This is a genomic window from Pseudomonas californiensis (assembly GCF_021147775.1).
Lineage (GTDB): Bacteria > Pseudomonadota > Gammaproteobacteria > Pseudomonadales > Pseudomonadaceae > Aquipseudomonas > Aquipseudomonas californiensis.
The window spans coordinates 1-1,405 of sequence record NZ_JAGTPK010000115.1 but is presented as its reverse complement, the minus strand read 5'-3'; the positions used below and the strand labels follow the sequence as shown (position 1 = coordinate 1,405).

The window sequence follows — 1,405 nt, the reverse complement described above, 5'->3', positions numbered from 1 at the left end:
CTTCCGGCTGCGGCAACAGCTTGCGGTCCAGCTTGCCGTTCGCCGACAACGGCATGGCATCGAGTTGCACCAGGCGCCACGGCACCATGTATTCGGGCACGTGTTGGGCCAGGTGCGCCTTGAGGGCTTCCTCTGCGGTCGCATCGCCCACCCAATAGCCGATCAGTTTGTCGTCACGGGCAATGACCACGCTTTCCTGCACGTTTTCATGGGCCAGCAATACCGCTTCGATTTCACCCAGTTCGATACGCAAGCCGCGCAGCTTGACCTGGTGATCAAGGCGACCGAGGTAGTCGATGGCGCCATCGGCACGCCAGCGGGCCAGATCGCCACTGCGGTACATGCGTTCGCCGGGCTTGCCATAAGGGTTGGCGACGAAGCGTTCGGCGGTCAGCGATGGACGCGCCAGGTAACCCCGAGCCAGATTGACGCCCGCGATGTACAGCTCGCCTGCCACGCCTACCGGGACAGGATTAAGGTCCGCATCGAGGATATGAATCTGTGTGTTGGCAATCGGACGGCCAATCGGCACGCTGCTGCCGTCGTCGCGACATGCCCATGACGTGACGTCGATGGCCGCTTCGGTTGGGCCGTATAGGTTGTGCAGTTCGCTGGCGGTTTGCGCCAGTACCTGGCGTTGCAGCTCAGCAGGCAGAGCTTCGCCGCTGCAGATGATGCGTTTGAGCGAAGTGCAGGCTGACAACTCGTCAGCCGACACAAACGCCTGAAGCATCGAAGGCACAAAGTGCAGCGTGGTGATGCCGTGCTCGACGATCAGCTCGCGGAGCAATTGCGGATCGCGGTGCGCGCCGGGCGGCGCCATGACCAGCGCCGCACCGCTGAGCAACGGCCAAAAGAATTCCCAGACTGACACGTCGAAGCTGTACGGCGTTTTTTGCAGCACGCGGTCATCGGCGGTCAAACCGTATTCAGCCTGCATCCATTGCAGGCGATTGAGCAGACCGGCGTGGCGATTGCCAACGGCTTTCGGCTTGCCGGTCGAACCTGAGGTGTACAGGCAATAGACGAGGTTTTCCGGGCCGATATCAACGACTGGCGCAGTCTGCGGCTGGATGCCCAACGGCAGGTTTTCCAGCGCATGCACCGGCACACCCACATCGCCTGCCCATGTATCCAGCAAATGCGTCTGGGTCAGCAACAACGGGCTGCCGCTGTCGGCGAGCATGCCTTGCAGGCGATCACGCGGATGGTCCGGGTCCAGCGGTAGATACGCACCACCGGCCTTGATCACGCCCAACAGCGCGACGACCAGCTCCACCGAGCGCTCGGCAGAAACGGCGACTGGCACGTCCGGCGCTACGCCCTGACCTTGCAGCCAATGGGCGAGTTGATTGGCGCGGGCGTCCAGTTCGGCGTAGCTCAAGCGCTGAGTGCCGTAGACCAG

The 1,405-nt window shown here is 62.6% G+C and carries 1 protein-coding gene; it reads right to left on the bottom strand.

The genetic code is table 11. From position 1 onward, the window contains the following. Positions 1-1,405: amino acid adenylation domain-containing protein (locus KDX37_RS29130; RefSeq protein WP_231656627.1), on the bottom strand; the 1,405-nt coding region annotated here is incomplete at both ends.